This window comes from Salinihabitans flavidus (genome assembly GCF_900110425.1).
Taxonomy (GTDB): domain Bacteria; phylum Pseudomonadota; class Alphaproteobacteria; order Rhodobacterales; family Rhodobacteraceae; genus Salinihabitans; species Salinihabitans flavidus.
Map to the genome: position 1 here is coordinate 38,670 of NZ_FODS01000004.1, position 26,809 is coordinate 65,478.

General features: G+C 64.9%; 24 protein-coding genes. 9 read left to right on the forward strand and 15 right to left on the reverse strand.

The features are described from left to right. Window positions 1–118 precede the first annotated feature (118 nt). The 4 genes from BMW66_RS04840 to BMW66_RS04855 all read left to right on the forward strand — a co-directional run bounded on the left by BMW66_RS04840 (window position 119) and on the right by BMW66_RS04855 (window position 4,130). Window positions 119–1,426: a hypothetical protein gene (locus BMW66_RS04840; RefSeq protein WP_093116015.1), complete on the forward strand. Its 1,308-nt coding sequence runs from the start codon at window positions 119–121 to the stop codon at window positions 1,424–1,426. A gap of 73 nt (window positions 1,427–1,499) precedes the next feature. Next, on the forward strand, window positions 1,500–3,011 hold the full coding sequence (gene gatB, locus BMW66_RS04845) for an Asp-tRNA(Asn)/Glu-tRNA(Gln) amidotransferase subunit GatB (RefSeq protein WP_093116017.1): 1,512 nt from the start codon (window positions 1,500–1,502) through the stop codon (window positions 3,009–3,011). Between the two features lie 101 nt (window positions 3,012–3,112). Next, a complete protein-coding gene (locus BMW66_RS04850; RefSeq protein ID WP_245729361.1) occupies window positions 3,113–3,574 on the forward strand; it encodes a thioesterase family protein in 462 nt (153 codons plus the stop codon). Window positions 3,575–3,692: 118 nt separating this feature from the next. Next, window positions 3,693–4,130: a DUF4177 domain-containing protein gene (locus BMW66_RS04855; RefSeq protein WP_093116021.1), complete on the forward strand. Its 438-nt coding sequence runs from the start codon at window positions 3,693–3,695 to the stop codon at window positions 4,128–4,130. A gap of 12 nt (window positions 4,131–4,142) precedes the next feature. Here the strand turns inward: BMW66_RS04855 and BMW66_RS04860 are convergent, their stop codons facing one another. Next, on the reverse strand, window positions 4,143–4,400 hold the full coding sequence (locus BMW66_RS04860; protein ID WP_093116023.1) for a BolA family protein: 258 nt from the start codon (window positions 4,398–4,400) through the stop codon (window positions 4,143–4,145). 73 nt (window positions 4,401–4,473) lie between these two features. On the opposite strand from BMW66_RS04860, the gene BMW66_RS04865 reads away from it, so the two are divergent. Continuing rightward, window positions 4,474–5,100 carry a J domain-containing protein gene (locus tag BMW66_RS04865; protein ID WP_093116025.1) on the forward strand — a complete coding sequence of 209 codons (627 nt, stop codon included), beginning with the start codon at window positions 4,474–4,476 and terminating at the stop codon, window positions 5,098–5,100. Window positions 5,101–5,204: 104 nt separating this feature from the next. On the opposite strand, the gene BMW66_RS04870 is transcribed toward BMW66_RS04865, so the two are convergent. Together BMW66_RS04870 and msrB are read right to left on the reverse strand one after the other, a co-directional pair. Next, window positions 5,205–5,774, reverse strand: coding sequence for a fasciclin domain-containing protein (locus BMW66_RS04870; protein ID WP_093116027.1), 570 nt, complete (start codon window positions 5,772–5,774; stop codon window positions 5,205–5,207). Window positions 5,775–5,919: 145 nt separating this feature from the next. Next, complete coding sequence (gene msrB, locus BMW66_RS04875) at window positions 5,920–6,390, reverse strand: peptide-methionine (R)-S-oxide reductase MsrB (protein ID WP_093116029.1); 471 nt, start codon at window positions 6,388–6,390, stop codon at window positions 5,920–5,922. Window positions 6,391–6,582: 192 nt separating this feature from the next. Between msrB and cobS the strand changes: the two genes are divergently transcribed. The 4 genes from cobS to BMW66_RS04895 all read left to right on the forward strand — a co-directional run bounded on the left by cobS (window position 6,583) and on the right by BMW66_RS04895 (window position 11,898). Then, on the forward strand, window positions 6,583–7,569 hold the full coding sequence (cobS, locus tag BMW66_RS04880) for a cobaltochelatase subunit CobS (protein WP_093116031.1): 987 nt from the start codon (window positions 6,583–6,585) through the stop codon (window positions 7,567–7,569). 136 nt (window positions 7,570–7,705) lie between these two features. Next, window positions 7,706–9,583, forward strand: a complete 1,878-nt coding sequence (cobT, locus tag BMW66_RS04885) for a cobaltochelatase subunit CobT (RefSeq protein WP_093116033.1) — start codon at window positions 7,706–7,708, stop codon at window positions 9,581–9,583. A 93-nt stretch (window positions 9,584–9,676) separates the two neighbouring features. Beyond that, window positions 9,677–11,476 carry an aminopeptidase P family protein gene (locus BMW66_RS04890; protein ID WP_093116035.1) on the forward strand — a complete coding sequence of 600 codons (1,800 nt, stop codon included), beginning with the start codon at window positions 9,677–9,679 and terminating at the stop codon, window positions 11,474–11,476. Between the two features lie 74 nt (window positions 11,477–11,550). After that, on the forward strand, window positions 11,551–11,898 hold the full coding sequence (locus BMW66_RS04895; protein ID WP_093116037.1) for a DUF427 domain-containing protein: 348 nt from the start codon (window positions 11,551–11,553) through the stop codon (window positions 11,896–11,898). Window positions 11,899–11,916: 18 nt separating this feature from the next. Here the strand turns inward: BMW66_RS04895 and BMW66_RS04900 are convergent, their stop codons facing one another. From BMW66_RS04900 to murC, 12 genes are all read right to left on the reverse strand, one after another. Continuing rightward, window positions 11,917–13,605 carry a chloride channel protein gene (locus BMW66_RS04900; protein ID WP_093116039.1) on the reverse strand — a complete coding sequence of 563 codons (1,689 nt, stop codon included), beginning with the start codon at window positions 13,603–13,605 and terminating at the stop codon, window positions 11,917–11,919. 106 nt (window positions 13,606–13,711) lie between these two features. Then, window positions 13,712–15,361 carry a DNA repair protein RecN gene (gene recN / locus BMW66_RS04905; protein ID WP_093116041.1) on the reverse strand — a complete coding sequence of 550 codons (1,650 nt, stop codon included), beginning with the start codon at window positions 15,359–15,361 and terminating at the stop codon, window positions 13,712–13,714. Between the two features lie 47 nt (window positions 15,362–15,408). Beyond that, on the reverse strand, window positions 15,409–16,263 hold the full coding sequence (locus BMW66_RS04910) for an outer membrane protein assembly factor BamD (RefSeq protein ID WP_093116043.1): 855 nt from the start codon (window positions 16,261–16,263) through the stop codon (window positions 15,409–15,411). Window positions 16,264–16,396: 133 nt separating this feature from the next. Further along, window positions 16,397–17,317: a UDP-3-O-acyl-N-acetylglucosamine deacetylase gene (gene lpxC / locus BMW66_RS04915; RefSeq protein ID WP_093116380.1), complete on the reverse strand. Its 921-nt coding sequence runs from the start codon at window positions 17,315–17,317 to the stop codon at window positions 16,397–16,399. A 220-nt stretch (window positions 17,318–17,537) separates the two neighbouring features. Continuing rightward, window positions 17,538–19,199 carry a cell division protein FtsZ gene (gene ftsZ / locus BMW66_RS04920; RefSeq protein ID WP_245729363.1) on the reverse strand — a complete coding sequence of 554 codons (1,662 nt, stop codon included), beginning with the start codon at window positions 19,197–19,199 and terminating at the stop codon, window positions 17,538–17,540. 392 nt (window positions 19,200–19,591) lie between these two features. Continuing rightward, window positions 19,592–20,926, reverse strand: coding sequence for a cell division protein FtsA (ftsA, locus tag BMW66_RS04925; RefSeq protein WP_093116045.1), 1,335 nt, complete (start codon window positions 20,924–20,926; stop codon window positions 19,592–19,594). Further along, window positions 20,923–21,732, reverse strand: a complete 810-nt coding sequence (locus tag BMW66_RS04930) for a cell division protein FtsQ/DivIB (protein WP_093116047.1) — start codon at window positions 21,730–21,732, stop codon at window positions 20,923–20,925. The genes ftsA and BMW66_RS04930 overlap by 4 nt, the downstream gene beginning before the upstream one ends. A gap of 56 nt (window positions 21,733–21,788) precedes the next feature. Continuing rightward, the gene (locus tag BMW66_RS04935) at window positions 21,789–22,670 is read right to left on the reverse strand and encodes a D-alanine--D-alanine ligase (RefSeq protein ID WP_425441307.1); all 882 of its coding nucleotides are present in this window, start codon (window positions 22,668–22,670) and stop codon (window positions 21,789–21,791) included. Window positions 22,671–22,864: 194 nt separating this feature from the next. Then, complete coding sequence (murB, locus tag BMW66_RS04940) at window positions 22,865–23,785, reverse strand: UDP-N-acetylmuramate dehydrogenase (protein WP_093116051.1); 921 nt, start codon at window positions 23,783–23,785, stop codon at window positions 22,865–22,867. Between the two features lie 75 nt (window positions 23,786–23,860). After that, entirely contained in the window at window positions 23,861–24,124 is a 264-nt protein-coding gene (locus tag BMW66_RS04945; protein ID WP_093116053.1) for a DUF2484 family protein, read from the reverse strand. Beyond that, entirely contained in the window at window positions 24,121–25,314 is a 1,194-nt protein-coding gene (locus BMW66_RS04950) for an APC family permease (protein WP_093116055.1), read from the reverse strand. The genes BMW66_RS04945 and BMW66_RS04950 overlap by 4 nt, the downstream gene beginning before the upstream one ends. Before the next feature lie 88 nt (window positions 25,315–25,402). After that, complete coding sequence (gene murC, locus BMW66_RS04955) at window positions 25,403–26,800, reverse strand: UDP-N-acetylmuramate--L-alanine ligase (RefSeq protein WP_093116057.1); 1,398 nt, start codon at window positions 26,798–26,800, stop codon at window positions 25,403–25,405. Window positions 26,801–26,809: the final 9 nt, after the last annotated feature.

A 26,809-nucleotide genomic window follows, 5' to 3' on the forward strand; every position in this document is an offset into this window, starting at 1 on the left:
GCCCGGATTTCGGCAACTTCCCGCCGGGTGTTGAAACTTGGCCTCATGATACCAATTTACCGCCACGTTTCGGCCTGAATGGCCCTGCATCTTCGTCTGGCGAATGCAGGAGCCACCAATGAAATTGAAACACGACCTGTCGACCCCCTTTGCCGGTCTGATGCCCAAATCGTTCCGGGACGCGGTGCAGAAGTTCCTTCCGCATGGTGCCGAAGACGATGAAAAGGCGCACCGCACGGGCCGGGTGATGTCGTTCGAGGAACTCAAGGCGCGGCTGATCATTCCGGTCAACGACAATCCGCGCGAAGAAATCGAATGCGCGGAATTGCGCACGCGGGGGCAGTTTCTTGCGCGGCAGGATCTTTGGGAGGATCTGGGCGAAGAGGTGCGCACCAGCGACCGGATGCGCGCCATCACCCGCAGCGGCCAGCCCAAGGCCGAGCTTCTTCTTCAGGGCGCGCGCAGCGACGCCGTGTCTGCGGCGGAACATGCGCTTTTGCACGGTAGCCCGGCGCGCGATTCGCGTTTCATGGCCGGGATCGAGGCGCTGGAAGCGATGATGGATGAGCATCCAGAGGACTATGGCCTGGCGCTGATGGTGGCCAATACGCATATCGACATCGGCTGGGCTTGGCGCGGGACCGGCGCCGAGGACAGCGTTGCGGTGGTCAACCGCGAAGCCTTCGTGGCGCATTTCGCGCGGGCGGGCGACATTCTCGACAAGTTCTGCGATCAGGAGTTCGACTCGCCGGCGCTCACGGCGGCGCGCTGCGCGCTTTTGCCGGGGCTCGACAAGGCCGCCGAACGTGTGGCCGACGATTTCGAAGACCTGATCGACTTTGACCCACGCAACCCGCGTCCCATGCGCCAGCTTGGCACCTACATGCTGCCGCGCTGGTACGGGGATTTCCAGCGGCTGGAGCTGGAGGCGCGGCGCACGGCGGCGCGGCTTGGAGATCTGTGGGGGGCGGGCGGTTATGCCTGGGTGTGGTTCGACGCGCTGCTGCTTGATCCGCGCGGGTATTCCCATATCGACATGGACTACTTCCTTGACGGGATGACCGACATCCTCGACCGCAAGGAGAGCCAGCATTTCGCCAATCTCGTGGCGGCGCAGCTTTATCACGGCTGGCAGCGGGTGCGGCAGCCCTGCCCCGAATTCGGCATGCGGGTCGGCATCGCGCGCGCCCTGCGCAACCATTTCGAGGATGTGGTACAGAACAATCTGCGCGAAGTGCATCCGATGATCTGGGGGCACGCGTCGCTCGGGTTTGAAAGCGTGCCGGCGGGAATTTCTGGTGAGCGCATCCTGAGGCGGGGGCGCGAGTCGGCGCTGCGGGCGATTTCGCTGCCGTTCCTGACCGGCCTGAAGGACGGTCAGACGGTGAGCTTCACGCCCGAGGGCATTACCATCCTCGGCAGCTAGGCCCCGTGCCTCTTGCCCCTTTGCCCGCGCTGGCCTAGAACCCGCAGCGATGGCAGCCAAAGGAGTCAGGCGGATGCTCGACCTCACTTATGACCCCCCAAAGCCCAAGGTGATCGCCGGGGCAAAGCATGACTGGGAACTGGTCATCGGGATGGAGGTTCACGCGCAGGTCCGTTCCCGCGCGAAGCTGTTTTCGGGCGCCTCGACGCAATTCGGCGCCGAGCCCAATTCCAACGTGTCCTTCGTGGATGCGGCGATGCCGGGGATGCTTCCGGTCATCAACGAATTCTGCGTGGAGCAGGCGGTGCGCACCGGGCTGGGCCTGAAGGCGCAGATCAACCTTTGGTCCGCCTTCGACCGCAAGAACTATTTCTACCCCGACCTGCCGCAGGGGTATCAGATCAGCCAGCTTTACCATCCCATTGTCGGCGAAGGGGAAATCCTTGTCGATATGGCGCCGGGCGTGGCGCGCAAGGTCCGCATCGAGCGCATTCATATCGAGCAGGACGCTGGCAAATCCATTCACGACATGGACCCCAACATGTCGTTCGTCGATCTCAACCGGACGGGCGTGGCGCTGATGGAGATCGTCAGCCGCCCCGATATTCGCGGGCCCGAGGAGGCGGCGGCCTATGTCACCAAGCTGCGCCAGATTCTGCGCTATCTCGGCACCTGCGACGGCAACATGCAGAACGGCAGCCTGCGCGCGGATGTGAACGTGTCGGTGTGCCGGCCCGGTGCCTATGAGCGTTACATGGAGACGCAGGATTTCTCGCATCTGGGCACGCGCTGCGAGATCAAGAACATGAACTCCATGAGGTTCATCCAGCAAGCCATTGATTATGAGGCCAAGCGCCAGATCGCCATTGTCGAGGCGGGCGGCGAGGTGGTGCAGGAAACCCGGCTTTACGATCCCGACAAGGGCGAGACGCGGTCCATGCGGTCCAAGGAGGAGGCGCATGATTACCGCTATTTCCCCGATCCCGACCTGCTTCCGCTGGAGATCGAGCAGGCGTGGGTGGACGCGATCAAGGCCGCGCTTCCGGAGCTTCCCGACGAGAAAAAGGCGCGATTTGTCAAGGACTTCGGCCTTTCGGAGTATGACGCGTCGGTGCTGACGGCGGAGGCCGAGGCGGCCGGATACTTCGAGAAGGTCGCGGCGGGCAACGACGGCAAGCTGGCGGCCAACTGGGTGATCAACGAGTTGTTCGGGCGGCTCAAGAAGGACGAGTGCGACATCACCGACTGCCCGATCCCGGCGGACCGTCTTGGCCAGATCGTGAAGCTGATCACCAAGGGCGACATCAGCGGCAAGATCGCCAAGGATGTCTTTGATATTGCTTATACTTCGGGCCGGGAGCCGGAAGAGATCGTCGAGACCGAGGGCATGAAGCAGGTCACCGACACCGGCGCGATCGAGGCCGCCGTGGACGAGGTGATCGCGGCCAACCCGGCGCAGGTGGAGAAGGCCCGGCAAAACCCGAAACTGGCGGGCTGGTTCGTCGGTCAGGTGATGAAGGCGACCGGCGGGAAGGCCAACCCCAAGGCGGTGAACGAGATCGTCAGCGCCAAGCTGGGGCTGTGAAAACCGCTGTCTGCATCGCGTCGGTATAACGTCGGTATTTTATCGGTATGCCGGGCGGTGGGCGGCCAACTACGGGACGGGGACGGATGAGCGCGCCTTTCATGTCAAGTTTCATGGAGATCGAGCCGGAGTGGATCGACTACAACGGCCATCTCAACATGGCCTATTACTTGGTGCTGTTCGACCGCGGCGCGGACGAAGCCTTCGAGGCGATGGGATTCGGCCCGGCCTATGCGGAGGCGCGCAAGCTCACGACCTACACCGGGGAGTTCCGCATTCGCTATCTGCGCGAGTTGCATCTGGGCAGCCGTGTGCGCATTTCGTTCCAGATCCTCGATCACGACGAGAAACGATTTCACGCCTTTCAGACCCTCTATCACGAGGACGGCTGGATCGCGGCGAGCGCGGAGTCGCTCACGCTGCATGTGGACATGACGGGGCCGAAGGTGGTGCCGATGCCCGAGGATATCCGGGCGAAGGTGTCGGCGATGGCCGAAGATCACGCCGCCCTGCCCCGTCCCGTGGATGCCGGCCGGTCCATCGGAATCCGGCGCCGGGGCTGACGCGCCGTGAAGACGCGTTGCGGCCGGACGGGGCGATTTTCTTTTCGTCCACTCGCCCCTTCAGCCCCGCGCCGCGGCCTGATAGGCTGCTCTGCGGCGATATCGGGAAAGGGACGCAATGGGCTATGAATACAAGGTCGTGCCGGCACCGGCCCGGGGCGTGAAGGAACGCGGTGTGAAGGGGGCCGAAGCGCGGTTCGCGCTGGCCGTGGAACGGCAGATGAACCGGCTTGCCGAAGATGGATGGGAGTATCAGCGCACCGATACGCTTCCCAGCGACGAGCGGTCCGGGCTGACCTCGACCACGACGCAGTTTCGCAGCCTCATGGTGTTTCGCCGCATCCGGCAGGACACGTTGGACGCTTTCGAGCCGCAGCTTCTGGAGCGGCCCGCCCCGCCCACCGAGGCCGAGGCCGAGGCTCCGGCAGAGCCGGAACCGAAGGCCGCGCCCCCCACACCAACGGCGAATGGCGAGGATGACGCCAAGGGCGGCGCCGAAAGCGCGGCACGGCGCATGATGGCGCGGGCACGGCAGTCGCTGGGGCGCGAGGACTGAGCCACTCGACGCTCATTCCCCGATGTCGAGCGCCAGCGCGTGGATGCGCGCCAGAAGGTCCGGTCCGAGCGCGGCATGCACCGCGCGGTGCCGGGCGATGCGCCCCTGCCCCGCGAAGGCATCGGCGCGGATGGTGACATTGAAATGGCTTTCCCCGCCCTCTATGTAGCCAGCATGGCCACGATGGCTTTCACTGTCATCGACAACCTCCAGGACGCGAGGCTGGAAAGCCCGTGTCAGACGTTCGTGTATTTCCTCGGTCACGGACATTTTTCGAAGCTCCCCTGTTCAATCCGGCATGCTTTGGATTACACTCCCTGCTCCGAGTCGAAAAGGTAAGTTCATGCGGAAACCAGACCCCTTCGGATTCGACATTTCGGTGTCATCCGCAAAGAAGAAAAACCCGCGCGGTCGGCGCGGGATGACCGGCGCGCAGGAAACCTCTACCCGCGTGTGCGAAAAGGAGGGTTGCGACAAGCCGGGCAAATACCGGGCGCCACGCGCGCCGGACGTTCTCGACGATTACCTGTGGTTCTGCAAGGAGCATGTGCGCGAGTATAACCTGAAGTGGAATTTCTTCGATGGCACCACCGAGGCGGAACTGAACGCGCAGCAATCGAAAGACAAGGTCTGGGAACGCGCCACCAAACCGATGAGCGACCCCGAGCAGCGGGCCTGGGCGCGGCTGGGGATCGAGGACCCGCATCAGGTGCTGGGGGCCAATGCCACGAAGAATCCGGGGCGTCGCGGCAACGCCAACAGGCGCCGCCTGCCACCGACAGAGCGCCGCGCGATCGAGATCCTCGAAGCGGAGGACCACTGGTCGAAGGCGGAGGTGCGCAAGGCCTACAAGAAGCTGATCAAGGTGCTGCACCCAGACATGAACGGCGGCGACCGCAGCCAGGAAGAACAATTGCAACTGGTGGTCTGGGCCTGGGATCAGGTCAAGGACAGCCGGTATTTCAAGTAAGGCGACGTGGTCGCGCGATCGGGCGTCCTGTTCGAGTATTTGCGGAACAGAGAAAGGCCGGGCGCTGTGACCCGGCCTTTCCCGTTCGCGCGCGAGTGGTTGGCTTACATCGCGGGCAGAAGCACGCGGTCGATCACGTGGATCACGCCGTTGGACTGCTTCACGTCGGCGATGGTGACGCGGGCCGAACGGCCACGCTCATCTTCCAGAACGACCATGTCGCCGTCCAAGGACGCCTGAAGCATGCAGCCGCCCACGGTTTCGATCGCGGCGGCGCCGTCACCTTCCTCGATCATCGACACGACCGCGCCGGACATCGCCTCTGCGGCGACAACGTGGCAGGTCAGCACCTTGGTCAGCGCGCCCTTGTTCTCGGGTTCAAGCAGGGATTCCACCGTGCCGGCCTGAAGCATGCCGAAGGCGTCGTTGGTCGGCGCGAAGACGGTGAACGGCCCCTCGGATTGCAGCGTCTCGACCAGATCGGCGGCCTGCACGGCGGCGACCAGCGTGGTGTGATCGGCGGAGTTCACGGCGTTCTCGACAATGGTCTTGTCGGCGAACATTTCCGCGCCGCCCACCATCGGATTGCCGCTCTCGGAATGGCTTCCGGCGAAGGCAAGGGGGGCTGCGAGGCCAAGGGTGGCCGCGGTGGCGAATGTCTTGAGGTTGAACATATCTCTCTCCTGTCATTGTGCGACCCGACCTTTTGGCCGGATGTAGGAGGGATACGGGGCGAAAGCGGGCGTGGTTCACCTGCGACGATCACATATCGGTCACGATGATGTGCCGTTGACGGGTGCGCGCCGCGCGCTACGGCGATCAGGCGGGCCGGAACACGAGGCTCGCGCCATTGAGGCAGTGCCGCTTGCCGGTGGGGGGCGGGCCGTCTTCGAAGATGTGGCCCAGGTGACTGCCACAGCGGCGGCAATGACATTCGGTGCGCGTCGTGAAGAGGGTGTTGTCCTCTTTCGTGCCGATGGCATCGGGCAACGCCTTCCAGAAGCTCGGCCAGCCGGTGCCGCTGTCGTATTTATGCTCGGACGAATAAAGCGGCAAATCGCAGCCGCGGCAATGATACGTGCCGGGCTCATAGACGTTGTCGAGTGGCGACGTGCCGGCGCGCTCGGTCCCTTCCTGCCGCATCACCTTGTATTGCAGCGGGGTGAGCATGGCGCGCCATTCCGCCTCGGTCCGGGTGACCTCGAACCCTTCGGCCAGCGCGGCGCCGGGTGCAAGGGCCGCCAGGCCGCAGGTCGCGGCGGTTCTGCCAATCATCTGTCGTCTGTTCATCTCTGCCTCCTTTTCGCTTGGGATCAACATGGGGCGCGCAAGGCGAAGGGGCAAATGAAGCGCGCGCAAAATGCCGTGAGCGACCGGACGCGCCGCGGTGCGCCCGATTGCCCCTTCCCCTTGCGGGCGACGGCGATATGTTGCACCAGTGGCGGAACTGGGACCGACCGCCCGAAGAGAAGGATTTGAGTTATGGCACACGGCATTATGGACGCGAACGCAAAACCGACCGAAGACATTTCGGTGCGTGATGTCTTTGGCATCGACAGCGACATGACAGTGCGTGGATTTGCCGAGAAAACCGACCGGGTGCCTGACATCGATTCGACCTACAAGTTTGATCCCGATACCACGCTGGCAATTCTGGCCGGGTTCGTGCACAACCGCCGGGTGATGATCCAGGGCTATCACGGCACTGGCAAATCCACCCATATCGAGCAGGTGGCCGCGCGGCTCAACTGGCCTTGCGTGCGGGTCAACCTCGACAGCCATATCAGCCGGATCGACCTGATCGGCAAGGACGCGATCAAGCTGCGCGACGGCAAGCAGGTAACGGAGTTTCACGAGGGCATCCTGCCCTGGGCGCTGCGCAATCCCGTCGCCATCGTTTTCGACGAGTACGACGCGGGCCGGGCCGATGTGATGTTCGTGATCCAGCGGGTGCTGGAGCATGACGGCAAGCTGACGCTTCTGGACCAGAACGAGATCATCACGCCCAACCCCTGTTTCCGCCTTTTTGCCACCGCCAACACGGTCGGGCTTGGCGATACCACGGGCCTCTATCACGGGGTGCAGCAGATCAACCAGGCGCAGATGGACCGCTGGTCGATGGTGGCGACGCTCAACTATCTCAGCCATGACGCGGAGACCGCGATCGTTCTGTCAAAGGCACCGCATTACAACACCGAAAAGGGCCGCAAGACGGTCAGCCAGATGGTGACAGTGGCCGATCTGACGCGCACGGCCTTCATGAACGGCGATCTTTCCACGGTGATGAGCCCGCGCACGGTGATCAACTGGGCGCTCAACGCCTCGATTTTCCGCGATGTGGGCTATGCCTTCCGGCTGTCGTTCCTCAACAAGTGCGATGAGCTGGAGCGCGAGACCGTGGCCGAGTTCTATCAGCGACTGTTCGACGAGGAACTGCCCGAAAGCGCGGCCAGCCTGAGCCTCGGCTGAGGCCGGGCAATGCGGTGGTGACGCGCGGGGCACGGCGCATTATGTTTCTGCGGGGGGCGATGGTCCCCGATCACCGGGACGGTCCGGCACCGCGTTGGTGCCGGGGCAGCGGCCCGGACGCACGGGAGGCGGTGTGATGGCACAGAAGACGGACAATCCGGCCGATCCGTTCAAGAAGGCGCTGGCCGAGGCCACCAAGGTCATGGCCGACGATCCCGATCTGACGGTCAGCTATACGGTGGACCCCTCGGGCCTGTCGGGCGAGGCGATGCGCCTGCCGCAGATCAGCCGCCGCATGACGCGCGAGGAGGTGCTTCTGGCGCGCGGGACGGCGGATGCGCTGGCGCTGCACCGCAAGTATCACGACGATGCGACGCATGCGCGCTACTCCCCCGGCGAGGGGATCGCGCGCGAGCTTTACGAATCGATGGAGACCGCGCGCTGCGAGGCGATGGGCGCGCGTGACATGCCCGGCACGGCCACCAATATCGACGCCAGAATCGGGCACGATGCGCGCGGGCGCGGATATGATCAGGTCACCAACCCCGCCGACGTGCCACTGCCGGTGGCGGCGGGATACCTGATCCGGCATCTGGCGACGGGGCGTCCGCTGCCGCCGGCGGCGCAGAACGTGCTCGATCTTTGGCAGGGGCATATCGAGCAGAACGCCGGCGAGACGCTGACGCGGCTCGACGAGCTGCTCTCGGATCAGGCGCAGTTCGCCAAGCTGGCGCGGCGGGTGATCGAGGATCTGGGCTATGGCGATCAGCTTGGCGACGATCCCGACGATCTTGACGACGAAAGCCAGGACGAGTCCGAAGAAGACGCCGACGAAGAGCCCGATCCCGACAGCACCGGGCAGGAGGACAGCGAGGACGACGACCAGGAGGCCGATCCCGAGCAGTCGCAGGAGGAGGAACAGGACAGTTCCGAGGCGCAGGTCAGCATGGACGACATGGCCGACGAGGAAATGTCGGACGAGACCGAGATGCCCGACGGAGAGGCGCCGCTGGATCCACCGGCGCCGCAGCCCGTATCGGACGCCGATCCGAACTATGCCGTGTTCGACAGTTCATTCGACGAGGAGATCCGCGCCGAGGATCTGGCCGAGCCGGTGGAGCTTGAACGGCTGCGCGCCTATCTCGATCAACAGCTTGAGCCGCTCAAGGGCGCGGTGTCGCGGCTGGCCAACAAGTTGCAGCGCCGGTTGCAGGCGCAGCAGAACCGCAGTTGGGAGTTCGATCTGGAGGAGGGCATTCTGGATGCCGGGCGTCTGGCGCGGGTTGTGGCAAACCCGACCACGCCGCTGTCGTTCAAGATGGAAAAGGACATGGAGTTCCGCGACACGGTCGTGACGCTCTTGCTGGACAACTCCGGCTCCATGCGGGGGCGGCCGATTTCCATCGCGGCGATCTGTGCCGACGTTCTGGCCCGCACGCTGGAGCGGTGCGACGTGAAGGTGGAAATCCTCGGCTTCACGACCCGCGCATGGAAGGGCGGGCAATCGCGTGAGAAATGGCTTGGCGAGGGTCGGCCGCAGCTTCCCGGGCGGCTCAACGATCTGCGCCACATCATCTACAAGCGGGCGGATGCGCCGTGGCGCCGCGCGCGGCCCAACCTTGGCCTGATGATGAAAGAGGGGCTTTTGAAGGAAAATATCGACGGTGAAGCGCTGGAATGGGCACACCGCCGCATGCTGGCGCGGCCCGAGGCGCGCAAGATCCTGATGGTGATTTCCGATGGCGCCCCGGTGGACGATTCCACGCTTTCGGTGAACCCGGCGAACTACCTCGAAAAGCATCTGCGGGACGTGATCCACATGGTCGAGCGGCGCAAGCTGGTGGAGTTGCTGGCCATCGGGATCGGCCATGACGTGACGCGCTATTACAACCGGGCGGTGACAATCACCGATGTGGAGCAGTTGGCCGGTGCGATGACAGAGCAGCTTGCCTCTCTGTTCGACCGCGACCCGCGGGCCAGAGCACGCTTCATGGGCATCCGCAAGGTGAGCTGACACGGCGCGCCCCGACCGGGCGCGTCCGCCCTGCCCCTTGCACTTGGCCCGCAAGCCGTTAGCGTGCGCCGGCACGGATCGACGGAGGCGCACATGTTACAGGAATTCGACGCGACATCTCGGCCCGAACAGGGGCCGCCGCGCCTTGCGGCGTTGCGCGAGGCGATGGCGCGGGCGGGGCTTGACGGCTATCTGGTGCCGCGCGCGGACGCGTATCAGGGGGAATACGTCGCGCCGCGCGATGATCGGTTGGCGTGGCTCACCGGCTTCACCGGATCGGCGGGGTTCTGCGTGGTGCTGCGCGATCTGGCCGGGGTGTTCGTGGACGGACGCTACCGGGTGCAGGTGAAGGATCAGGTCGATACCGGGCATTTCACACCCGTGGACTGGCCCGAAACGCGGCCCGGCCCGTGGCTGCGCGAGCATCTGGCGCGCGGGCGCATCGGGTTCGATCCATGGCTGCATACAGTGGGCGAGATCGACAAGCTGACTGCGGCGCTGGAGGGGGCGGGGATCACGCTGGTGCCGGCTGGAAACCTCGTGGATGCGATCTGGACCGATCAGCCCGGCCCGCCGATGGCGCCGGTCCGTGCCCATCCCGACGATCTGGCCGGGGCCAGCCATGCGGACAAGCGCGCGAATCTGGCCGAGACGTTGCGCGCCGCCGGGCAGCGGGCGGCGGTGATCACCCTGCCCGACAGCCTGTGCTGGCTGCTCAATATCCGGGGCGGGGACATTCCGCGCAACCCGGTGGCGCATGGCTTCGCGGTGCTGCATGACGACGGGCGGGTCGATCTGTTCATGGCGGGCGATAAGCTGGGCGGGCTGGACGATCACCTTGGCCCCGAGGTGCGCCCGCAGCCGCCGGAGCGGTTTCTCGCGGCGCTGGCGGGGCTGTCCGGGCCGGTGCGGCTTGACCGCGACAGCGCGCCGGTGGCGGTTGCCGAGGCGCTGCGCACCGCAGAGGTGGAGATCACCTGGGGCGGTGATCCCTGCGCGCTGCCAAAGGCGCGCAAGACCGGGGCCGAAATCACCGCCACGCGCGAGGCGCATCTGCGCGACGGGGCGGCGGTTTGCGCGTTCCTGCACTGGTTCGACGAATGGGCCGGGACCGGCATCACAGAGATCGACGTGGTGACGGAACTGGAAAATTGCCGCCGCGCCACCGGTGCCTTGCTCGACATCAGTTTCGACACGATCGCGGGCAGCGGGCCGCATGGCGCGGTGATCCACTACCGGGTGACACATGACACCGACCGGACGCTGACGGAGGGCGATCTTCTGGTGCTCGACAGCGGCGGGCAGTACCGCGACGGCACCACCGACATCACGCGTACCCTGCCCGTCGGCACACCGGGCGAGGCGGAGCGCGCGGCCTTTACCCGTGTGCTGAAGGGCATGATCGCGGTGTCGCGTCTGCGCTGGCCGCAGGGGCTGGCCGGGCAGCATCTGGAGTCCATCGGGCGGGTGCCGCTCTGGCAGGCGGGGCAGGATTTCGATCACGGTCTGGGACATGGCGTCGGGGCCTATCTGTGCGTGCATGAGGGGCCGCAGCGGCTCAGCCGGCTCAGCGATGTGCCGCTGGAGCCGGGAATGATCCTGAGCAACGAGCCGGGGTATTACCGCGAGGGCGCCTTTGGCATTCGCATCGAAAATCTTGTGGTGGTCGAAGAGGCCCCGCCCCTGCCCGGCGGTGACGCGCATCGCGCGATGCTCCGGTTCAGCACGCTGACATATGCGCCCATCGACCGGCGGCTGATTGTCGCGGAGATGCTGACAGGGGAAGAACGCGCGTGGATTGACGCCTATCATGCCACTTGCCGCGAGAAGATCGGCCCGAGACTGGACAAGGCGGCGCAACTGTGGCTGGATCGCGCGACTGCGCCGCTGTGACACACGGATGTCATGTGCCCGCTGTCTGCTCGGCACGCGGCGACAAGGACGATCTTGAGAAGAGAGGGACGACAATGGCCAAGCCAACAATCACGATCCGAAAGGCAGACGGGATCTGGAGCGTGCGTGCGGGCGGTGCCGTTCTTGGCGAAAGCAGCAACGCGCTTGAACTGAGCGAGGGCGATCTGCCGCCGGTGATCTATTTCCCGCGTATCGACATTGCCACGGCGTTCCTCGACCGAACCGATCACAGCACCCATTGCCCGCACAAGGGCGATGCCACCTATTATTCCATCGTCACGAAAAGCCGGACCCTTCCCAACGCGGCATGGAGCTATGAAGACCCCAGTGACGACGTGGCGCGGATCAGGGATTATCTGGCGTTCTATCCCAGCGACGATGTGACCGTGGAACAGATCTGAATCGGCCGGCACGGTTCCCTATGAATGCTCCTCTGCCGCCGTGGCGGCGAGCGCCTTGTTGTAGGCCCTGAGCGCGTCGACGTGAAAGAGCGCGCCGCGCAGTTCCGGCGCCTGCCCCTCGCCGGTTTGAGTGACCACCGGCAGGAAGGTCAGGCCAGAGCGTTCGAACACCGGCAGGGCGGCCTCCAGCGTGGCGTTGGCGTCGATATAGAGGCCCTCCTCTATCAACTTCTGGCAGTGGTCTTCGGGCGCGGCGCGCTCATCATCCATCGGGCGCATCACGCGTTTGACCTGAAACATCGCCAGAAGATACGCTTGCGGGCCCGCCGCCACATGCACGCCGCGTCGTTCCAACTGCGTGAGAAAGAACGACTGATGCACGAGCCGCGAGCTGAGCGCGGTGGAAATCGAGACGCTAACCATCACGGCAAGCCCGGTCTGCCAGTCACCGGTCAGTTCGAACACGATCAGCGTGGTGGAGATGGGCGCGCCCAGAACCGCCGCCGCCACCGCCCCCATGCCCGCCAGCGCATAGAGCGTGTGCGAGCCCGAGACATTGGGAAACAGAGGCGTCGCGATCAGCCCGAAGGCCAGCCCGGTGAGCGCACCGATCATCAGGGCGGGCGAGAAGACCCCGCCGCCCATGCGCCCGGCCATCGTAATCGACACCGCGATCACCTTCAGGATGCAGAACACGATCGCCTCATGCAGCACAAGCTCTCCGGTCAGGGCGGCGGAGGTGGTTTCATAGCCCACGCCGATGATATGCGGAAACCAGATCGCCAGCCCGCCCAGCATCGCACCGGAGACAGCGGGCCGCAGCCAGCGCGGCATGCCGGTGTGGTCCTGTATCTGGGAGGCCATGTCCTCGGACCAGAAGATCGTCCACATCAGCGCCACCGCGACAAAACCGCAGATACCGCCCAGAAGCAGGAAGGCGGGAAGCTCCTGGTAGAACTGGAACACCGAACTGTCGGGCAGACGAAACTCGGTGACGCCACCGAATTCCAGACGGTTGATGACGGTTCCCGCGACGCTTGCGATCACGATGGGCGCAAAGGCGTGGACCGCGAAATGCCGCAGCACCACCTCCAGCGCGAAGAGCGCCCCGGCGATGGGGGCGTTGAAGCTGGCCGAGACCGCCGCCGCCACCGCGCAGCCCAGAAGGTCGCGCCCGGTCAACCCGCTGGCGCGGATACGCTCGCTCACCCATGTGGAAATGACGGCGGCCATATGCACCACCGGCCCCTCGCGCCCGGTGGAGCCGCCGGAACTCAGCGTGATCAGCGAGGACACGGCGGAGGCGATCCCGGCGCGCATCTCGACCCGGCCGTCATGAAGCGCCGCGCCCTCGATCACGTCGGACACGGCGCGCACGCGCCCACCGGGTGTGTAGCGATCGAGGATCAGTCCCACGACCAGCCCCCCGGCTATGGGGATGCCGAGAATCCAGTACCACGGCAGCGTTTCGGCGAAGCTGTGCAGCCGGTTGATATTGTCGGTGCCGTAGAGCGCCGCTTGCAGCGCCTCGATCCCCTTGCGGAAGAACAACGCGGCAAAGCCGGCGGCAATCCCGATGCCAAGCGCGATGAACCAGAACTGGATCTGGCTCGGCCCCCGGTCCAGCAGGATATGCCATCCGCCCCGGCAGGTGCGCCCCGCCTGTTTCAGGCTTTCGGCAAGAAAGGACAGGATCGGGTTCGACATTGGCCTGCATATCTCGTGTCGCGTAGTCCAGCATTAGGCCAGCCGCGCCCCGAACCCAAGCCCCAACCGCCAAAACCGTATCACGGCAAGACCGGAAGGCCCGTTTTCAACTGTCCAGCAACACCCGCGCCGCGCCGCGCGCCTCATCGGTGACGGTATCGCCCGCCAGCATCCGCGCGATCTCGTCCACGCGCGCGCCGGGATCGAGCGGCACCACCTGAGATAGCGTCTGGCCATCCTGCACCTGTTTCACCACCTGCCAGTGATGCGCGCCGAGTGCCGCGACCTGCGGAGAATGGGTGACGACGAGCACCTGCCCCCCCTCGGCCAGCGCCTTGAGGCGGCGGCCCACGGCATCCGCCGTTGCGCCGCCGACACCGCGGTCAATCTCGTCGAAAATCATGGTGACGCCGGTATTGCCGTGGCTCAGACAGACCTTGAGCGCGAGCAGAAAGCGGCTCAGCTCCCCGCCCGAGGCGATGCGCGCCAGCGGACCGGAGGGCGCGCCGGGGTTGGTGGCGACGGTGAAATCCACCGCGTCGCGCCCGTCGGGGCCGGGATCGGCGGGAACGATCCGGGTCTCGAAGACAGCCCGCTCCATCTTCAGGGGGGCAAGCTCTCCGGTCACCGCCGCGTCGAGCCGGACGGCCGCCTCTGCGCGGGCTGCGCTCAGCCTGTCGGCGGCCGCGTCATAGGTGGCCTCGGCCTCTTTCAGGGCGCTGCGCAGGGCGTCGATATTGCCGGCCCCGGCCTCCAGCGCATCGAGTTTTCCGCGCAGGTCGGCGGCAAAGCCGCCCAGATCGTCGGGCACGACCCCGTGCTTGCGCGCCAGCGCCCGGATGGCAAAGAGGCGTTCCTCAATCTGCTCAAGCTCCAGCGGGTTGAAATCCAGCGCCTCGAGTGCGCGCATCACGCCGTCGGCAGCCTCGCCCAGTTCCGCCATGGCGCGCGACAGGGCGGCGATCGGGCTTTCCAGATGTCCACCGGCGGCCTCCTCGGCTCCTTCGAGCCAGCGAAGCGCGTCGCCCATTGCGCCCTCGGCCCCGTCGTGCCCCAGCGCGGCATGGGCGCGGGAGACATCCTCGCGCACCTTTTCGGCCCCCTGCATCAGGCGGCGGCGGGTATCAAGCTCTGCCTCCTCGCCCGGTTGCGGGTCCAGCGCGTCAAGCTCTTTCACCGCGTGGCGCAGGTATTCCTCTTCGGCCTGCACCTCGGCCAGAGCGTCCTGCGCTGCCTGAAGCGCCTTGCGGGCGCGGCCCTGAGCGGCCCAGGCCGTGCGGACCTCGGCCCGCAGATCCCCCAGCCCCGCGAAGTCATCAAGAAGATCGCGGTGCCCGCGCGCGTTGAGAAGGCCGCGGTCGTCGTGCTGCCCGTGCAGCTCTATGAGCGTGTCGGACAGGGCGCGCAGCACCTCGCCGGTGCAGCGGCGGTCGTTGACCCACGCCGTCTTGCGCCCGTCGCTGCGGTTGACGCGGCGCAGGATCAGTTCCGGCCCGGTTGGCAGACCGGCCTCTTGCAGGACCGCTTGCGCCGGGTGATCGGGGGTCAGCGCGAATTCCGCCACCACCTCGCCCTGATCGGCCCCGCTGCGCACCAGTTCGGCACGCCCGCGCCAGCCCAGAACGAAGCCCAGAGAATCGAGAAGAATCGATTTGCCCGCCCCGGTTTCGCCGGTGAGCACATTCAGACCGGGCCGGAAATCAAGCTCCAGCCGGTCGATGATCAGCATGTCGCGGATCTCTAATGTGCGCAGCATCCGAAAAACCCCATGCGGGGATCAGCCCGCCATGCCCCTGTGAGTGATCAGAGCCATTCCCCCTTGACCGTCTGACGGTAGATGGCCGTGAGCCAGTTGTCGCCCAATGGCTGTGGCTTCAGCCCCCGGCCCGTCAGGAGCCTGTAGCTGTCCTCGTAGAACTCGGTCGACCGGAAGTTATGCCCAAGGATCGCGGCGGCGGTCTGCGCCTCGTCGGTCAGCCCAAGCGCGAGATAGGATTCGACCAGCCGGTGCAGTGCCTCGGCCACATGGGTGGTGGTCTGAAAATCTTCGACCACGACACGGAACCGATTGCTGGCGGCGGCAAAATGGTCGCGCTTGAGATAGTAGCGGCCAACCTCCATCTCCTTGCCGGCCAGATGGTCATAGGCCAGATCGAACTTCAGAATCGCGGAGCGGGCGTATTCGCTGTCGGGATAGGTTTCGATCACCTTGCGCAGGGATTGAAGTGCCTGGAAGGTCAGACCCTGATCGCGGCCGACCTCGTCAATCTGGTCATAATAGCTCAGCGCCAGAAGATACTGTGCGTAGGCGGCATCGTCATCGGCGGGATAAAACTGAATGTAGCGATCCGCGGCGGCACGGGAATTCTCGTAGTCCTCGGCCCGGTGGAAGGCATAGGCCTGCATGATCAGCGACCGCTTGGCCCATTCGGAATAGGGATAGAGACGCTCCACCTCGCCGAAGAAGCGTGCGGCATCCTCATTGCGGTTGCGCTCAAGTTCATACTCACCGCGTTCGAAGATCTGTTCGGCAGTGAACTGCTCCATCGCGATGTCGCCGCGTCCCGCCTTCTCGGCCGTCGAGGTGCCGCAAGCCGCAATCAGCAGGCACACACCGAATGCACCGATCCATTTCGCCCGGAACCTGCCGCCTGTCATGCGCTCAACCTCTTCGTTTCCCCCCGGGCGGACGACCTGACCAGTTCGGCGGCCCACGCCACCCGCGCTTGCCACCTCGCTTAGCACAGAAAATTCCGGTGCAAAACGTCTTTGGCGTGTTTTCGCGTGAGCTTCAGGCGACAGCGGGGATTTCGCTGGCATGAACCCCTCTGCCCGGCAGATGCGCCAGCATCTCAGGGGCGCATTCGATCAGCCGAACCGCACCGGGTGTGGTAAAGAGAGCACGCAGAAGCGCATTCGTCGTCGCGTGGCCGGCACGGATTCCGGTGTATGCCCCCATAATCGGCGCCCCGGCCAGCGCAAGATCGCCCACCGCATCGAGCATCTTGTGGCGCACCGCTTCGTCGGTGTGACGCAGACCGCCCGGATTCAACACGCTGGCGCCGTCCACGACGACGGCATTTTCCAATGTTCCCCCGAGGGCAAGACCCTGAGCGTGCATGGACTCCACATCGGCCTTGCGGCAGAACGTCCGGCTGTCACACAATTCGCGAACGAAGGTGCCATTCGACAGCGTAAGTGCCTTGCGTTGAACGCCAATGGCCGCGTCATCGAAGTCGATTTCGAAGTCGATATGAAACCGCTTCGACGGGACGAGACTGGCGCGCGCATCACCGCGCACGACCTCGATCGGGCGGAGCACTTCGAAAACGTGAAGTGGCGCGTGGATGGATTGAAGCCCGCCAGCCAGAATGGCCCGCACGAACTCGGCGGAACTTCCGTCGAGGATCGGCACCTCGGGTCCGTCGATCTCGATCAACGCATTATGAACGCCGCACCCCGCAAGGGCCGCCATGACATGTTCGATCGTGGAGACCGACACACCCGCATGGTTCACGATGCGCGTGCAGAGCGGTGATTGTTCGGCCATGTCCCAGCGCGCCGGAATCATGGCGTCGCCAATCAGGATGTCGCGGCGGCGGAACCAGATGCCGAAATTCGCGGACGCAGGGCGAATTTCCATCGAGATCGACCGGCCACTGTGAAGCCCGGTTCCGCGAAAGCGGAGTATGGAGTTGACAGTGTTCTGCACGCGTCGCCCTTCCTCATGCATGCCCTCCTTTTGCCGGGGGCAAGATTGTTGAGCGTTTGTAAATGTAGAGGCAGGTATTCTCAATTCACTCTTTGTAACGATATGAAACATCATTTCCGAAGATGCGCGGAAGATTGCCAGATCAGAAATAGGTCTTTGATTTAAAAGTAAAAAGACCGCCCGGAAGGGGCGGTCTTTTGCGTCGTCTATTTTTGCCGAATCAGTTCGCCTGACGGCGCAGGAAAGCGGGAATTTCGATGCGTTCCTCATCGGCGTCATCTTCTTGCCGCTGCTGGGTCGCCTGCATGCTGGGCTGCTGGCGGGCGGGGCGCGCGGCGCGCTCGGGCTGTTCCTGACCTTGACCCGTCATGCGGTTGATCAGGGAGTTGATCCCGAAGCGCGACTTTTCCTCTGCTCCCGCCTGCTCGGGCTGGGTGGAGGCGGGGCGTTGTTGCGGCTGCTGCGAGGAGGACTGGCCCGGCGCCTTGCCGACGGCCGTGCGCAAGCGTTGCATGGCTTCAGGTGAGGGGGTGCCGGGGGCTGGCGGGCGGGGGGCGACAAAGCTCTCGGCCGCGTCTTCCTCGTAGTCGCCATAGGCGTCCTGCTGCGGCTCGAACCGGGCCACCTGCGGCTGATAGGCCGGTGGCGGCAGACCGTCGTCATTCTCGACATACTGCGCGGCTTGTGATGGCGAGTCCTCGAAGATGTCTTCCATCTGATCCTCGGCGGCGGCGCGCTGTGTGTCGAGATCACTGAAAAGCGACGGCTCACCGGCCTCGCGCGCGGCGATTTCGTTGGCGGGCGCAGGGTCTTCCTCGGCATCGGCGAGCGCCACGGCCGGGGTTTCAACATTGACCTGCTGCTTGAGTGGCTCGGACAGTTTGCGGCGCGGCACCGGGATGTCGCTGCTCACGTCGGAGACATCGATGCCGGTGGCCACGACGCTGACGCGCATCGCGCCTTCCATTTCAATGTCGAGGGTCGAGCCGACAATGATGTTGGCATCGGCGTCCACTTCCTCGCGGATGCGGTTGGCGGCCTCGTCCAGTTCAAACAGGGTCAGGTCGTGCCCGCCAGTGATGTTGATCAGCACACCGCGCGCGCCCCGCAGGCTGATTTCGTCGAGCAGCGGGTTGGCGATCGCCTTCTCGGCGGCCTGGATGGCGCGATCTTCGCCTTCGGCCTCTCCGGTGCCCATCATCGCCTTGCCCATCTCGTCCATGACCGCGCGCACGTCGGCAAAGTCGAGGTTGATCAGGCCCGGGCGGACCATCAAATCGGTCACCCCCTTCACGCCCTGATAGAGCACGTCGTCGGCCATCGAAAACGCCTCGGTGAAGGTGGTCTTCTCGTTGGCGAGACGGAACAGGTTCTGGTTGGGAATGATGATCAGCGTATCGACCACCCGTTGCAGGCTCTCCACACCGTCTTCGGCCTGACGCATACGCTTGGCGCCTTCGAACTGGAACGGTTTGGTGACAACACCCACGGTGAGCACACCCAGCTCGCGCGCCGCCTGCGCGATGATCGGCGCGGCGCCGGTGCCGGTGCCGCCGCCCATGCCGGCGGTGATGAAACACATATGCGCGCCCGCAAGGTGATCGACGATCTGTTCGATGCTCTCCTCGGCCGCGGCGGACCCCACGCTGGGTCGGGCCCCTGCGCCGAGTCCTTCCGTGACCTTCACGCCAAGCTGCACACGGTGTTCCGCGTTACTCTGGGCAAGGGCCTGCGCATCGGTGTTGGCGACCACGAACTCCACGCCCGTAAGCTCTTTGGCGATCATGTTGTTGACCGCGTTGCCACCGGCTCCGCCGACACCAAAAACGGTGATACGGGGTTTCAAGTCTTCCTGACCGGGCATCATGAGATTTAATGTCATTGAGCTGTCCGCCTGCTGCCTGAACCCGTCTTCACGGGTGTTTTTCTGCCTACTCTGGGACGATCCTAACGATGACAGCGGGAATCGTCATCCAAAAAAGCACAAATTGACGCGAAATATGGCCATAAATCGATCACGACACGCGGTATTTTGCCGATATGGGCACATCTTGCGGCTTTGACTGCCGTCAACACAACACGCGAAAACACCCCGCCCGAATATCAGGCGAGTCATTTTGCGTTTCAGAATGTCGGTGGCCTCTGCTCGGCCCATATATCTATCCGCCTTGTTCTGGCGGTTGATCTTATCGTATCGCGTTTCACCCACGCCGTCACCCCGAAAATCCCTTTTGGCAGGGTGTTTTACCCGCTGCCTTGCGAAAGCTCTGCGCCCTACCAGTTGTCGCGAAACCAACGCACGGCGCGGCGCAGGGAACGGACGGGGTAGCGTTCGACCGGCAGGTCGAAATCCCACCATTCATCCTGTGGATGGGTTGCGAAAAGGCACATACCCACGGCAGAGGCGAACCCCGGACCAGTCGCCGCCTGCGGCAGGCCGTGAACGCGCATGGGCCGTCCAAGGCGCACCTGTTGACCGAGGATGCGGGAGGCAAGGCCGTCAAGGCCGGGGATCTGGCTGCCGCCGCCGGTGAGAACGATCTGCTGGCTGGGCAGGTATTCGAAACCCGCTGCGTCCAGACGGGCGCGCACCTCTTCGAGGATCTCTTCGACCCTGGGGCGCATGATGCCGATGAGTTCGGCGCGCGACACCGTGCGGCGGTCGTGCTCCCAGTCGCCGGTGTCGCCTTCAAGCTCAATCATCTCGCGGTCGTCCATGCCCGTGGCCACGACCCCGCCGTAGAAGGTCTTTATACGCTCGGCCGTGGCTGTGGGCACTTGAAGACCCATCGAGATGTCGCCGGTGACGTGTTCACCGCCCATGCGCACCGCGTCGGCATAGATCATGTGCTTCTTCATGAAGATGGACAGACCGGTCGCGCCGCCCCCCATGTCGATGCAGGCCGCGCCCAGTTCCTGTTCGTCCTCGACCAGTGCGGACAGCCCCGAGACATAGGACGAAGAGGCGATCCCCGCCAGTTCCAGATCGCATCGCTTCACACAGTGCAGGAGGTTTTCCACGGCCGCCGCATCCACCGTCAGCATATGCATGTCGCAGGTCAGTTGCTGCCCCATCTGACCGCGCGGATCGCCAAGTCCGGAACGGTGATCGAGCGCGAAATTCACCGGCTGAGCATGCACGACCTCGCGTCCTTCGCCATAGTCGGGCAGGTCGCAGGCGGCCAGTGCGCGCGCCACATCCTGTTCGGTGACAACATGTCCTTCAAGGTCGATTGCCCCGTCCAGCCCGTAGGAGCGTGGCTCCGCCCCCGAGAAACAGGCGATGACGTGATCGACCCGGATCTGCGCCATCTTCTGGGCGGCCTGGACCGCTGTGCGGATGGCGCGCTCTGTCTCCTGCATGGCGCTGATTTCGCCGAAACGGACGCCGCGCGAACGGGTCGTGGCGGCCCCGATCACGCGAAACCCCGTTTGGCCCGCCATCGGGCCGACCCCGTCCATCGCGGCGAGTTTGTCGGTTCCGTCGAAGCGCAGGACAAGGCAGGCAATCTTGGAACTGCCGACATCCAGAACCGCCACCACACCGCGCTGCATCGCCGCCTTGCGCATGTTGCGCATCGCTCGCTGGCTATCGTAAAGTCCATTCATAAGTCATTGCTCCGAGCCGAGAGTTTGCGAAGTTTCCACCAGTCCTGAACCGCGCGCTCGGCGATGCGGACGGTTGGCCGCTCGGGCAGCCGCATGTCCACAATCACGAGGTCGCGGTCGAGCATGTCCTGACCTTCGGCCAGCACGATCACACGTTCCAGCGCCTGAACCGCGCCGCGTTCGGGCAGCAGGATGCGTTGTCCCCGGTCGAGCACCACGTCCCAGCGCCGCTCTCCGATACGTTCCAGGCCGCGCAGCCGGTCGCTCAATGGCTCACCCGCCGAGAAGAGCGCCAACGCCTCATCGACATGCGCCGCAGCCCCCTTTCCCGCCATGATCGGCAAGGGTCCATGTGCGGAGCGGCCCGCCGCACGGGCGACGACCACGCCATCCACATCGACCAGATCCAGCCCCGCGGCGGTGCGCCACAGGATCACCGGCACACGTTCGGTCACATCGACACGCAACACGCCGCCCGGACGGATACGCACCGAGGCGGCGGAAATCGCCGGAAGCGCCATCACCTGTTCGCGGATCTGCGCCAGATCGAGATCAAAGGAACTGCGGGGAAAATCTATCGGAACGATCTCGCGGATGGTTCCGGACACATCCGGGCTGGCGCCATTGATCTCCATCAGATCGACCATGAATTCGGGGCGGCTCTGGATCGAGGTGCGGATATCGGCAATCGCCAGCACGATACGATCGCGCCGGTCCGCATCCGACAGCCAAAGCCCCGCAGCGCCGAACGCAAGAGCAAAAGGCACCGCCACGCGAAGCGCAAAGCGGAACAGCGGGGTGAGCATAAGCCGCTGAAATCTGTAGGCCCAGCGGGAGGGAGCGGGGTCGGAACGCGGAGGGCTCACCTGTTGCACGAGGCGTCCTCCACCATCCAGCGACACAGGTCGGGGAACGACACGCCGACGGCCTGCGCCTGTTCGGGCGACAGCGATGTGGCGGTCATGCCGGGTTGGGTATTGGTTTCCAGAAGCACCAGCCCGTCGAGACCGCGCGTTTCGTCCCAGCGGAAATCGGTCCGGCTCAGGCCGCGGCAGCCAAGGGCCTCATGCGCGCGCAGGGCATAGTCGAGGCAGGCTTCGAAAATTTCCGACGGGATCTCGGCGGGAACGACATGGCGCGAGCCACCGGGCTTGTATTTGGCATCATAGTCATACCAGCCATCGGTCAGGATGTCGGTGACCGTGAGCGCCCGGTCCCCCATCACCGTGGTGGTCAGCTCGCGCCCCGGCGCGAAGCGTTCGATCATCACCACCTCGGGCATGTCCGCCGAAAGCTGCGGGGGGCCGTTGGCGGCCTCATGCACGAGATAGACCCCGACCGAAGAACCTTCGTTGTGCGGCTTCACCACATAGGGGGGGTCCATGACATGGCGTGTGCGCACCTCATCGGCGGACGCGAGGCGGCTCTTGACCACCGGCAGCCCGGCGGCGGCAAAGGCGGCCTTGCTGCGTTGCTTGTCCATCGCCAGCGCAGAAGACAGCACGCCCGAATGCGTATAGGGCAGTGCCATCCATTCGAGAACGCCCTGAACGCAGCCGTCCTCTCCCCAGCGGCCATGCAGGGCATTGAACACCACATCGGGGGCGATCTCGGCCAGCCGCAGCGCGACATCGCGGCCCGCATCGAGTTCCACTACATTCAGAAATCCGGCGTCTCGAAGGGCGGCGGCGCAGGCATGCCCCGTGGACAGCGACACCTCGCGTTCCGCGGAAATGCCGCCCATCAATACCGCAACCTTCGGGTTCGCCCTGCCCGACAGTCCCATCCGTGCCTCAATATCCGGGCCGTTTCGGCCCCTTATTATATGGCGCGATCCGCGCCTTTCTGCTCTTGGGCTGTTTGCCCCGTTCCGCCTTTCAGACGGTTGTTTTCCTCATGCGCCGATGGGGATCGTTGCCTGTCCGACCCCGGCAAAAATCAGCCCGGATCACCGATACGCATGATTTCCCACTCTAGCTCTATTCCGCTTGTCTGGAAAACCTTTTTTCGCACTTCTTCGCCAAGACCTTCGAGATCGGTCGCTGTCGCGCCACCCTTGTTGATGAGGAAGTTGGAATGTTTCTCGCTCATCTGCGCGCCGCCACGGCTGGCCCCGCGCATTCCCGCATCATCGATCACCTTCCACGCCTTCAGGTCATGCACGTCGTCATCGCGCCCGGTGGAGGAAAATCCGGCCGGATTGCGAAAGGTGGAACCGGCGCTGCGCTCTTTCGTGGGTTGGGTGGCATCGCGCCGGGCCAGTTGGTCGGCCATGCGGCGATCAAGGTCTTCGGGATCGCCGGTGCGTCCCTCGAAGGTGGCCTGCGTGATCACCCACCCCTCCGGCAGATCGGTCTGGCGGTAGCGAAAATTCAGATCATCGGCGCGGAGGGTGACCGTCTCGCCGCCACGGGTCACGGCCTGCGCCTCGACAAAGGCATCGGCCACATAGGTGCCATAGCATCCCGCGTTCATCCGAACTGCACCGCCGATGGCGCCGGGGATCGTGCGCAGGAATGTCAGATCCACCCCTGCCTGCGCGGCCTTGCGCGCCACATGGGCGTCGAGCGCGGCCGCCCCTGCGGTAACGCGGCCTCCCTCTATCGTGATACTGTTGAAGCCGCGCCCCATGCGGATCACCACCGCGCGCAGCCCGCCGTCGCGCACGATCAGGTTGGAGCCGACGCCCATTGTGAAAACGGCAACCGATGGGTCAAGGTCGCGCAGGAAGGCGGCCAGATCCTCGTGATCGGCCGGTTGAAACAGCCAGTCGGCAGGCCCGCCGACCCGCAGCCACGTCAAGTCGGACAACGGCCGGCCGGAGGTGAGTTTTCCGCGGGGATGAGGCATCTCGGTCATGCCGTCCGTGATAGGGGGCCACGTCCCGGGCTGCAAGCCACGACGACGCGCGCTCTCCGGATCCGGACGCGGCGCCTATGGGCGCGTGGCGTGCTTGACGACAACGGCCTTGAGTTTCCGGCCCAGCCGGATCAGCGGCCAGCGCAGCAGGCTCATCGCCGCGACCAGTATCAGCAGCCCGGTCCAGAGCCCGTTTTCCCAAGTCGCATAGGCCAGGATCGGCAGGCCGATCCCGATCATGCCGTAGGCAAAGCGCCAGTGGTTGTCACGGCTTGGCAACATGCCCCGCAGATTCACCAGCACCAGCCACGCCAGTGCGAGCAGGATCGAAAGATTCATGAAAGGCCTCCCTGAAAATTGGCGACCAGCGCACCCGCCGACAGAACGGCCCCGACGACCGGCACTGCCATCGGCACACGAAAGGCAGGCGCGCCCGGGTCGCGGCGCTTGAGCACGATCAGCGCGATATTCACCAGCACGAACACCGCCAGAAGAATGGAGGACGTCACCTCTGCCAGCACGCCCACCTGCAAGGCCACCGCTCCGAAGATCACCGCGCCGCCGATCACAAGGCTTGCCAGAACCGGCGTGCCGAAACGCGGATGGGCGTGGTGAAACATGGACAGAACGGCGCTGCGCCTGCCGATGCCGAACAACACCCGGCTGGCCATGACGATCTGCGCCAGAACACCGTTGAGCGCGGCGATAACCGCCACCAGTGACAGAAACCTTCCGCTGCCGCCCTGCCCCGCCTGCCAGACCAGAACAAGGGGCTGTTCGCTTGCTGCAAGCACGCCCTGCGGCACGGCACGAACGGCGGCGACAGCGACGGCGGTGTATATCAGCGTGGTCAGAATGAGCGAGATGAGTATGGCGCGCGGCAGGACACGTTCGGGATGCGCCACCTCCTCGGCCATGTTCACAATATCCTCGAACCCGATGAAGGCGAAGAAGGCGAGTACCGCCCCGGCCCCGACCCCGGACCAGATGATCGTCGGAGGCGCCTGCCAGTCGGCGACAGGGTCGGCCTGCCCGCCCGCCCAGACCACGAGCACAAGACCGAGCACCTCGATCACGGTAAACACCGCCGCAAGCGCGAGACTCTCCATGACGCCAATCACGGCGACCGCCGTAAGTGCCAGCCCCAGACCGATGACCGCCACGTTGAAGGGCACATCGATCACCCCGGCGAGGTAGCCGACCCCGCCGCGCAGGACCGCCGCAGCAGAAATCGCCCCCACCATCACGATGGCGAGCCCGACCAGAAGCGCCAGCGCCTGCGAGTTCAACCCCTGACCGACATAGGCCGCCTCGCCCGCCGCCTCCGGAAAGCGGGTGGAAAGCTCCGCATAGCTCAGCGCCGTGGGCGCCGCGATCACACCGGCCAGAAGGAACGACAGCGGCGCCCAGATCCCGGCATCCCCGGCCACGGCGCCGACCAGCACATAGATGCCGGCCCCCACCATGACCCCGACGCCATAGGCCGTGAGCAGCCCAAGCCCGATCCGACGTTTGAGATGTTCCGCCATCGCCCTGCCCCTCAAGCTGCCCGGAGCACAGCCCAGCCACCGGCGTGATGCAACTGTTTTCTTCGCGTGTCTCTTTCAGAGGCAGGCGCTACTCTCGGAGCCGCCCGGGCAGCGCGTTGGCCCATGCGCTGATTGTGCCGGCACCGAGACAAACCACGATATCACCGGGGTGTGCCTCCTCGCGCACCAAACGCAGCAGATCGTCCTCATCGCCGATCGCGCGCACATGGCGGTGACCGTGGGCGATCAGCCCCGCCACGAGATCATCGCGGCTTGCGCCCGGTATCGGAACTTCGCCAGCGCCAAAAACCTCGGCAATGCCGACCACGTCGGCGTCGTTGAAACAGGCGCAGAAATCGTCGAAGAGCGACGACAGGCGGCTGTAGCGGTGCGGCTGATGCACGGCGATTACCCGCCCCTCGCTGGCCTGACGCGCCGCGCGCAGAACGGCGGCGATTTCCACGGGATGATGGCCGTAGTCGTCGATGATCGTCACCCCGTCGACCTCGCCCACCTTGGTGAAGCGCCGGTTCACACCGCCGAAGGCGGCCAGCGCCTCGCGGATCGCGTTGCGCGACATGCCAAGGTGCCGCGCCACCGCAACCGCGGACAGCGCGTTGGAGACATTGTGATCGCCCGGCATCGGCAGGGTGCACCCTTCGATCATCGTGTCCTCGGCCTGAAGCGCAATGTCGAAATGCGCCACACCGCCCTGATAGCGCAGGTTCACCGCGCGCACGTCGGCCTGCGCGTTGAAGCCGAAAGTCACGACTCGGCGATCCGTCACCCTGCCGACCAGCGCCTGCACTTCGGGGTGGTCGGTGCAGCAGACGGCCAGCCCGTAGAACGGGATGTTGGAGACGAATTCCTGAAACCCGGCGCGCAGCCGGTCGAAGTTGCCCCAATGCTCCATATGTTCGGGGTCGATATTGGTGACGATGGCAATGGTCGCGGGCAGCCGGGTGAAGGTGCCGTCGCTTTCGTCGGCCTCCACCACCATCCACTCGCCATCGCCGACCCGCGCGTTGGAGCCATAGGCGTGGATGATCCCGCCATTGATCACCGTGGGATCATACTTCCCGTGGTCGAGCAGCGCCGCCACCATCGTCGTGGTGGTCGTCTTGCCGTGGGTCCCGGCCACGGCGATATTGGATTTCAGCCGCATCAGCTCTGCCAGCATCTCCGCCCGGCGCACCACCGGCAAACCGCGCCGACGCGCCTCGTCCAGTTCCGGGTTGCCGGGCTTGATCGCGGAGGAGACCACGACCACGGTTGCCCCTTCGAGGTTCTCTTCGGACTGGCCGATGAACACGGTCGCGCCACGCTCTTCGAGCCGCGCGGTCAGATTGCTGACCTTCAGATCGGACCCCTGCACCGTGTAGCCGTGGTTCAGAAGCACCTCGGCGATGCCCGACATGCCGATGCCGCCGATGCCGACGAAATGGATGGGGCCGACGGTGTCGGGAAGTTTGGTTGCTGGGCTCATGTCCTGTCT